General features: G+C 72.6%; 9 protein-coding genes. 5 read left to right on the top strand and 4 right to left on the bottom strand.

Annotated features, from left to right (window positions below; translation table 11 throughout):
- Together JWQ91_RS15485 and groES are read right to left on the bottom strand one after the other, a co-directional pair.
- Positions 1-635, bottom strand: a 635-nt coding sequence (locus tag JWQ91_RS15485; protein WP_297786150.1) for a TCP-1/cpn60 chaperonin family protein, incomplete at its 3' end; no start/stop codon positions are given.
- Between the two features lie 84 nt (positions 636-719).
- Positions 720-1,013 (bottom strand): co-chaperone GroES, encoded by a 294-nt coding sequence (gene groES, locus JWQ91_RS15480; RefSeq protein WP_056606353.1) that lies wholly within the window; start codon positions 1,011-1,013, stop codon positions 720-722.
- 190 nt (positions 1,014-1,203) lie between these two features.
- On the opposite strand from groES, the gene JWQ91_RS15475 reads away from it, so the two are divergent.
- The 4 genes from JWQ91_RS15475 (at position 1,204) to JWQ91_RS15460 (ending at position 4,626) form a co-directional block, all read left to right on the top strand.
- Positions 1,204-2,358, top strand: a complete 1,155-nt coding sequence (locus JWQ91_RS15475; protein ID WP_297786142.1) for a class I SAM-dependent methyltransferase — start codon at positions 1,204-1,206, stop codon at positions 2,356-2,358.
- Positions 2,359-2,483: 125 nt separating this feature from the next.
- Positions 2,484-3,197 (top strand): 5-oxoprolinase subunit PxpA, encoded by a 714-nt coding sequence (locus JWQ91_RS15470; protein ID WP_297786140.1) that lies wholly within the window; start codon positions 2,484-2,486, stop codon positions 3,195-3,197.
- Complete coding sequence (locus JWQ91_RS15465; protein ID WP_297786138.1) at positions 3,194-3,772, top strand: allophanate hydrolase subunit 1; 579 nt, start codon at positions 3,194-3,196, stop codon at positions 3,770-3,772. Before JWQ91_RS15470 ends, JWQ91_RS15465 begins: the two co-directional genes overlap by 4 nt.
- Entirely contained in the window at positions 3,769-4,626 is an 858-nt protein-coding gene (locus tag JWQ91_RS15460; RefSeq protein WP_297786135.1) for a biotin-dependent carboxyltransferase family protein, read from the top strand. The genes JWQ91_RS15465 and JWQ91_RS15460 overlap by 4 nt, the downstream gene beginning before the upstream one ends.
- An 87-nt stretch (positions 4,627-4,713) precedes the next feature.
- Here JWQ91_RS15460 and JWQ91_RS15455 read toward each other — a convergent pair whose 3' ends face one another.
- Entirely contained in the window at positions 4,714-6,375 is a 1,662-nt protein-coding gene (locus tag JWQ91_RS15455; RefSeq protein ID WP_297786133.1) for a glycoside hydrolase family 3 N-terminal domain-containing protein, read from the bottom strand.
- A 2-nt stretch (positions 6,376-6,377) separates the two neighbouring features.
- Entirely contained in the window at positions 6,378-7,424 is a 1,047-nt protein-coding gene (gene tsaD, locus JWQ91_RS15450; RefSeq protein ID WP_297786130.1) for a tRNA (adenosine(37)-N6)-threonylcarbamoyltransferase complex transferase subunit TsaD, read from the bottom strand.
- 27 nt (positions 7,425-7,451) lie between these two features.
- Between tsaD and JWQ91_RS15445 the strand changes: the two genes are divergently transcribed.
- Positions 7,452-7,862 carry a DUF664 domain-containing protein gene (locus JWQ91_RS15445; RefSeq protein ID WP_297786127.1) on the top strand — a complete coding sequence of 137 codons (411 nt, stop codon included), beginning with the start codon at positions 7,452-7,454 and terminating at the stop codon, positions 7,860-7,862.
- Positions 7,863-8,004: the final 142 nt, after the last annotated feature.

Here is an 8,004-nt window from a genome sequence, read left to right as displayed (position 1 = left end):
ACGGTCTCCATGCGCTCGGTGTCCGTGACCATGTAGGGCGACAGGTAGCCCTTGTCGAACTGCATGCCCTCGGTGAACTCCAGCTCGGTGCCCATCGTGTTGGACTCCTCGACCGTGATCACGCCGTCCTTGCCGACCTTGTCGAACGCCTCGGCGATGAGCTCGCCGATGTGGGCGTCACGTGAGGACACGGTGGCGACGTCGGTCATGTCCTTGACCGAGTCGACGTCGCGAGCGGTCGCGTGGAGCTTCTCGACGACGGCCGCGACGGCCGCCTCGATGCCCTTCTTGAGACCGACCGGGTTGGCGCCGGCCGCGACGGCGCGGAGGCCCTCGTGGACCATCGCCTGGGCGAGGACCGTGGCGGTCGTCGTGCCGTCACCGGCGACGTCGTTGGTCTTGGTCGCGACTTCCTTGGCCAGCTGGGCGCCGAGGTTCTCGAACGGGTCGTCGAGCTCGACCTCGCGGGCGACGGTCACGCCGTCGTTCGTGATGGTGGGGGCGCCCCACTTCTTGTCCAGGACGACGTAGCGGCCCTTGGGACCGAGCGTCACCTTGACGGTGTTGGCGAGCTTGTCGACGCCACGCTCGAGCGAGCGGCGGGCGGTCTCGTCGAATTCGAGAATCTTGGGCATGTCAGCCTCTTTCAGAAAATGTGGGGGTTCTGCTGGGGACGTGAGATGCCCCGACGCCCCGCGAGGGGGCGCCGGGGCGTCAGATCACGAAACGACTGCGAGGACGTCGCGCGCGGAGAGGATGAGGTACTCCTCGCCCGCGTACTTGACCTCGGTGCCGCCGTACTTGCTGAAGATGACCTTGTCGCCCTCGGCGACGTCCAGCGGGACGCGGTTGCCGTTGTCGTCGACCCGACCGGGTCCGACGGAGACGACGATGCCCTCCTGGGGCTTCTCCTTGGCAGTGTCCGGGATGACCAGACCGGATGCCGTGGTCTGCTCGGCTTCGACCACCTGGATGACCAGGCGATCTTCGAGCGGCTTGATGGTGACCGACACGTGTCGACCTGCCTTTCAACGGTGAAACGTTGGACGTTGGTGGGTACGCCGTCGCGGGGGTCGCACCTACCGGTGATTGGCACTCTCATGGTGGGAGTGCCAATACGAAACCTAGCACGCGACTGGCACTCCCCCCAAGGGACTGCTAACCCCTTTTCGACGAAGGCGAACACCCCGGCACACTTCTCCCATGGATCTCGAGACGTTCGGGCAGCTGCTCACGACGCAGGGGCAGTCGCTGCTGGCCGAGGTCGCGGCCCGGGCCGGCATCGAGAGCGACCTCGGGCTCGGCACCCGGCTGCGCAAGACGTACCCGCCGGGACTGGTGGCGGCGGCGGTGACGCAGAACCACCTGCGCGGCAAGGCCGTCGCCAAGTTCGGGCCCGACGCCGCCCGGATGTACTTCACCCACGACGCCCTCGAGCAGTCCACCCGGATGAGTGTCGCGACGCACCGCGCGACCCGCCTCGCCGCGCACGGGGGCACCGCCGCCGTCGACCTCGGCTGCGGCATCGGCGGCGACCTGGTCGCCCTCGCCCGCGCCGGGCTGCGGGTGCGCGGGGTCGAGCTGGATCCCGTCCGCGCCGCGATCGCGAGCGCCAACCTGACCGCGCTCGGGCTCGAGGGCGAGGTCCTGTGCGGCGACGCGACCGCGACCACGATCGGGGCCGACGAGGTCGCGTTCATCGACCCGGCCCGTCGCGACGCCCGCGGGCGGACGTTCTCCACCGCGGACCTCCAGCCGCCGTGGGAGTGGGTGCGCCAGCTGCTCGCGGGGCGGGCCGTCGCCAAGGTCATGCCGGGACTGGCCCACGACGCCGTCCCGGAGGGGGTCGAGGCCGAGTGGGTCAGCGACGGCGGCAACCTGGTCGAGGCCTGCCTGTGGGGAGCGCCGTTCGCGACGGCCGGGAGACGCGCGACGGTCCTGCCCTCGGGTCGTACGCTCGTCGCCCGCGGCGAGCCGGCCGCGGTCGCGGACGTCGGGTCGTACCTCTACGAGCCGGACGACGCCGTGATCCGTGCCGGTGCGGTGAGCGAGCTCGCCACGATGCTCGGGGGCTGGCTGCCCGATCCGCACATCGCGTACATCAGCTCGGACCGCCTCGACCCGACCGAGCTCGCCCGGGGGTTCCGCGTCGTCGACGAGCTGCCGTTCCGGGAGAAGCCGCTCAAGGCCGCGTTGCAGGTGCGCCGGGTCGGGACCCTGACGATCAAGAAGCGCGGGGTCGACATCGTCCCCGAGGAGCTCGTCCGGCGGATGAAGCTCAAGGGGCCCAACCAGGCCCTGGTCGTCATGACCCGCGTGCAGGGCCAAGGCCGAGCCCTCTTGGTGGAACGCCTCTAGCCCCCAGATCCGCGAGTGGCGCAGACTGAAGTTTTCGAGACGGCGTGTCGTCGACTTCTGCGCCGGTCGGGGGTGGGTTTGCGCCACTCGGCGACGACGGACCGGGGTGCTCCTACGCTGGGGGGATGCGGATCGACCTCAACGCCGACCTCGGCGAGTCGTGGCCGCGCTGGGAGTCCGGCGAGGACGTGGCCCTGCTCGACGTCGTCACGAGCGCCAACGTGTGCTGCGGCGCGTACGCCGGGGACCGCGAGCTCATGCGGGTCACGTGCGAGGCCGCCGTGGCTCGTGGGGTCGCGATCGGCGCCCAGGTCGGCTATCCCGACCGTGACAACTTCGGCCGCGTCGTCATGGAGATGCCGCCCCGCGAGCTCACCGACGAGCTGCTCGGGCAGATCCTGCTGCTGGACGAGATCGCCCGGTCGGCGGGCGGAACCGTCTCGTACGTCAAGCCGCACGGCGCGCTCTACAACACCATCGTGCGCGACGACGTGCACGCGCAGGCCGTCGTCGACGCGGTGCAGGGACTGCCGGTTCCGCTCCCGCTGCTGGGGCTCCCCGGCGCGGTCTCGCTGACGATCGCCAGGGCGGCCGGCATCCCGGTCGTGCACGAGGGCTTCGCCGACCGGGCCTACACCGCGGACGGCCGGCTGGTCCCCCGCACCGAGCCCGGCGCCGTGCTGGACGATCCCGCCGCCGTCGCCGCCCAGGCCGTACGCCTGCTGGGCGACGTCGCGTCGATCTGCGTGCACAGCGACTCCCCCGGGGCGCTCGGCCTGGCCCGCGCCGTCCGCGCCGCCCTCGAGGACGCGGGTGCCGAGATCGTGAGCGCCTCGTGAACCTGCGACCGTACGGCGACCGCGCCCTCCTGCTCGACTGCGCGTCCCTCGACGAGGCCCAGGGCTGGTACGCGGCACTCGCCGACCGGGCGGAGGCCGTGCTGGGAGCCCGGACCGTCCTGCTGCGCGGAGAGCCGTCCGCGTTGCGCGACCTGGTCCGGCGGACGGCACCGGCCGCCCCCGGCCAGGCGCCGGAGGCCGCGGTCGAGATCGCGGTGACCTACGACGGACCCGACCTGGAGGACGTCGCCCGCCTCACCGGACTCTCGGCCACGGAGGTCGTCGCGGCCCACACCGGGACCCCGTGGACCGTGGCGTTCGGCGGCTTCGCCCCGGGGTTCTCGTACCTCGTCGGCGGGGACCCGCGGCTGCACGTGCCGCGACGCGCGTCGCCGCGCACGTCGGTCCCGGCCGGCTCGGTCGGGCTGGCCGGCGAGTTCAGCGGCGTCTACCCGCGCCGGTCCCCCGGCGGGTGGCAGCTGATCGGCCGGACCGACGCCCCGCTGTGGGACGCCCACCGGAAGCCGCCGGCGCTGCTCCTCGCGGGCATGAGTGTGCGGTTCGTGGTGGCATGACGTTCCTCGTCGAGCAGCCCGGGCTGCTGACCCTGCTGCAGGACCTGGGCCGCCCGGGGCTCGGCCACCTGGGCGTCAGCCCGTCCGGGGCGTTCGACCGCCGCGCGCTGCGCCAGGTCGACGCCCTGCTCGGCAACCCCGACGGGAGTGCGGTCCTCGAGGTCCTCGGCGGGGGGCTCGTCCTGGTCGCGGAGGCCCCGCACACGATCGCCGTGACCGGCGGGGCCGGACCGGTCACGGTCGACGGCACCCCCATCACCTACGGCCGCGCCGTCCCGGTCCGCGCGGGACAGGTCGTGCGGGTCGGTGCTGCGACGACGGGCCTGCGGACGTACGTCGGCGCCGCCGGCGGGTTCGTCCCGCCGACCGAGCTCGGCTCGGCCTCCACCGACACGCTCTCGGGGATCGGTCCGGCCGCTGTCGCGACGGGCGACCGGCTAGAGGTGGGCCGGGCCTTCCGGCTGCTCGAGCTGGAGGACGTCCCGGACCTGGCGATCGCGGGCGAGCTCACGCTCGACGTCGTCCTCGGGCCACGCGACGACTGGTTCACGCCGGAGGCGGTGCGCCTGCTGCTCGACAGCCCGTGGCAGGTGGGCCCGGCGTCCGACCGCATCGGGGTCCGCCTCGCCGGGCCGGCCCTCGCGCGGTCGCGTCACGACGAGCTGCCGAGCGAGCCGTGCGTCCGCGGCAGCATCCAGGTCGCCCACGATGGGCGGCCCATCGTGCTCGGCCCCGACCACCCCGTGACGGGCGGCTATCCGGTCATCGCTGTCGTGGTCGACGCCCACACCGATCGGCTGGCCCAGGCCGGGCCGGGCCGGGTCGTGCGGTTCCGCAGGACCCCGCCGCCCTGACGACTGGCGCAAACCCGTCCCCGAGTGGCGCACTTCTGGACGACTCGCCGTCTCATTTCCTTCCTTCTGCGCCACTCGCGGATCCGGCTAGCAGCGTTTCGGCCGTGGCACCCCGATGTCGACGGGCAGCCTGCCCAGGGCCCGCTCCTTGCCCTGCAGGACCTTGACGAGCGCCCGCATCGCCGGGAGGTCACGGCCGTAGAGCGCGATCTTGGTGGGCGCCGAGCTGGCGGCCAGGCCGTACGGGGTGTCGGTCGACACGACCACGGCCGCCGACGAGGACCGGACCCCCTCGCCGAGGAAGGCCACCGAGGTGCCCGACCCGATCGGCAGGTCCGCCTCCTGCGCCGCGGTGCGGAACGCCGCGACGGCGCTCGGCGAGCCCGAGGGCGTGACCGCCGTGACGCGTGGGACGGGGCACGGGTGGGCCACGATCGTCGCCGCCGACGCGCTGAGCGCCTCCGACTCGTCGGCGTGGCTGCCGGGCTCGCCGGGCAGCGCACGGGACGCCTCGGCGTGCAGGAGGTAGGCGATGACCCGGGCCGCGGAGTCCCGGGCCTGCTGCTCGGGGATGTCGCCGGACTTCAGCGCCGCGAGGACCGCGTCGTACGCCTGGTCGTTGTCGGCCGGCATCAGCGCGAGGTCGCTGCCGGCCTTGATCGCCGCGACGGTGGCCTCACCGCCGCGGTACTTCGACATCACGGCCCCCATCCCCAGCGAGTCGGTGATGACGATGCCGTCGTAGCCGAGGTTGTCCCGCAGACCCTTGGTCACGACCTTGCGCGACAGCGAGGCGGGGACGCCCCGGTCGATCAGGGGGACGTTGAGGTGGCCCGTCATGATGCCCGGCGCGGCGTCGGCGACGGCGGCCGCGAACGGGACGAGATCGTGCTTGCGCAGCCGGTTGCGGTCGCTGTCGAGGACCGGCAGGCCCTGGTGGCTGTCGGTCGCCACGTTGTGCCCCGGGAAGTGCTTGACCGCGGACAGGATGCCGGCCTCGGTGTAGCCGTCGACCGCCGCCACGACGGCTCGCGCGACGGTGCTCGGGTCCGACCCGGCCGACCGGCTCCCGATGATGGGGTCGGCGACTCCGATCGTGATGTCGCCGTCGGGGGCGAAGACCATGTTGTAGCCGGCGGCGCGCAGCTCCGCGCCGGAGGCCCGGGTCGCGGCGGTGACGGCGGCCGCCCCGTCGTCACCGTGGCCCTCGATGGCGGCGCCGGCGGACATGAACGCCGGGAACGTCGTCAGCGGATCGGTCAGCCGGGCGACCAGGCCGCCCTCCTGGTCGATCGGCACCATGACGGGGTAGCCGCGGTCCTCGCCGGCGGCCTGGAGCTGCCGGTTGAACGCCTTGACCCGTGACAGCGGGTCGTCGGTCGTGACGTCGAGGATCTGCTGGCCAGTCACCATCACCCCGGCGAAGTGCTTCTTGCGGACCAGGTCGAGCGAGGTCTCGTTGGAGAAGCTCCGCGCGACGATGAGCTGGCCCGCGAGATCGTCGAGGTCGAGGCCGTCGGCCAGCGACTTCGCCTGGGCCTTCTCCGCGGCCGACGGCACCCACCCGACGGGTGCGCGGTCGGCCTTGGGCGAGGGCGACGGCGACGGCGCCGATGCTGGGGGGGCCGCCGACTCGTCGCCCGAGTCCGCGATGCCCGCCCACCAGCCGGCACCGCCGACCACCAGGAGCAGGGCGAGCGCGATCGGGGCGACGGCACGCCATCGCCCTTCGTGCTGCGGGGAGGACATCCCTAGGCCGCCACGACCTGCGTGACGGGCATGCCGGAGTCGACCGGCAGGGCGAGCGAGGACGGCGCGATCCCCCGGCGGACGACCTCGGCACCCAGCGCCGCGACCATCGCGCCGTTGTCGGTGCACAGGCCCATCCGCGGGATGCGCACCGTGATGCCGGCCTTGGCCGCGCGCTCCTCGGCGAAGTGCCGCAGGCGGGCGTTGGCGGCGACCCCGCCACCGATGATGAGGGTGTCGACGTCGTGCTCGAGGCATGCCGCGATGGTCTTCTTGGTCAGCACGTCGCAGACCGCGTCCTGGAACGACGCCGCGACGTCGGCGACGTCGAACGTACGTCCCATGCGCTGCTCGTGCTGGACGTGCCGGGCGACGGCGCTCTTGAGTCCGGAGAACGAGAAGTCGTAGCGGTGCTTCTCCAGGTCCCGGCCGGTCGTGAGCCCACGGGGGAACGCGATCGCGGCGGGGTCGCCGTCACGGGCGACCCGGTCGATGTGCGGACCACCCGGATAGGGCAGCTCCAGCAGGCGGGCGACCTTGTCGAACGCCTCACCGGCGGCGTCGTCGATCGTCTGGCCCAGCATCGTGATGCCGGTGACGATGTCGTCGACCAGCAACAGCTCGGTGTGACCACCACTGACCAGCAGAGCCGCGACGCGCTGGTCGAACCGGCCGTGCTCGAGCTGGTCGACCGCGACGTGCGCGGCGAGGTGGTTGACGCCGTAGAGGGGCTTGTCGTGCGCGAGGGCGAGGGCCTTGGCCGCGGCGACGCCGACCAGCAGTGCGCCGGTCAGGCCGGGACCGCTCGTGACGGCGATCGCGTCGACATCCTGCACCCGGATCCCCGACTCGGCGTAGGCCTGCTCCAGCGTCGGGATCATGGCCTCGAGGTGCGCCCGGCTGGCGACCTCGGGGACGACGCCGCCGAAACGGACATGCTGCTCCATGCTCGAGCTCAGGGAGTGCGCGAGCAGCTCGGTGCCACGGACAATGCCGACACCGGTCTCGTCGCAGGACGACTCGATGCCCATCACCAACGGTTCGCTCACGCCGCCCATTGTGTCAGGGTGCTGGACATGGCACGCACCGACGACATCCCCGAGACGTCCGACGAGCGCAGCATCCCGCTCCAGGTGCTGCACTACGCGCAGGACACCGCCGTCATGAAGGTCAGCGGGCTGCCCCAGGAGCTCGCGCGGAGGGCTCCGCTGCCCGGGTCACCGCTGATGAGCCCGGCCAACGTCCTCAACCACCTGCACTGGGTCGAGCGGTCGTGGGTCAACACCGACCTGTTCGGCGGCGAGGAGGACGGCCCGTGGACCACCGAGAACCCGGACGCCGAGTTCGAGCAGGGCTCCGAGCTGCCGGTCGAGGAGGTCATCGCGCTCTACCAGGAGGAGGCGGCCCGGACGCGCGCGGTGTTCGCCGAGGTCGACCTCGACATGGTCCGGCGGCGACTGACCCAGCCCACATTTGCGGAGTTTTGAACGTTCCAGGCGGGGTGAGAGCGTGCAGGAGTCCGCAAATCTGGGGGGGGTTACTGCCGCTGCTTCCGGGCGGCGCGGGCGGCGTACTCCTCCTCGTCGAGCCGCGCAGCCTCCTCCAGGGTCGGGGCGGTGCCGCCGTGCC

The organism is Aeromicrobium sp. (assembly GCF_025965075.1).
Taxonomy (GTDB): Bacteria; Actinomycetota; Actinomycetes; order Propionibacteriales; family Nocardioidaceae; genus Aeromicrobium.
This window is presented reverse-complemented; position numbering and strand designations above follow the sequence as displayed.